The organism is Acidovorax cavernicola (genome assembly GCF_003581445.1).
Genome location: NZ_QXMN01000356.1, coordinates 1 through 556 on the forward strand (window position 1 = coordinate 1; position 556 = coordinate 556).

General features: G+C 63.5%; 1 protein-coding gene. It reads left to right on the forward strand.

Annotation, left to right across the window (positions count from 1 at the left end; translation table 11 throughout):
* Positions 1–556 (forward strand): thiamine pyrophosphate-binding protein (locus D3H34_RS33625; RefSeq protein WP_286186601.1); only part of this gene is annotated, 556 nt, incomplete at both ends.

Genomic DNA, 556 nt, shown 5'->3' on the forward strand with positions numbered 1-556 from the left:
GTTCGATGCTGATCTACGCGCTGCTGCACCTCACCGGCTACGACCTGCCGATGACCGAGCTGAAGAACTTCCGCCAACTGCACAGCAAGACCGCGGGCCATCCTGAAGTGGGCGTGACCCCGGGCGTGGAAACCACCACCGGCCCGCTGGGCCAGGGCGTGACCAACGCCGTCGGCTTCGCACTCGCCGAAAAGCTGCTGGCCTCGGAGTTCAACCGCAAGGGCCACGAAATCGTCAATCACCACACCTATGTGTTCATGGGTGACGGCTGCCTGATGGAAGGCATTTCGCACGAAGCCGCGGCGCTCGCCGGTGCCTGGAAGCTCAACAAGCTGATCGCTCTGTACGACGACAACGGCATTTCCATCGACGGCCAGGTCGCTCCCTGGTTCATCGACAACACTGCCCAGCGTTTCGAAGCCTACGGCTGGAACGTGGTCGGCCCCGTGGACGGCCATGACGTCGCCGCCGTCGACGCTGCCATCGCCCAGGCGAAGAAAAGCGCCACCAAGCCCACGCTGGGGATCTGCAATACCAATATCGGCAAGGGCTCGCC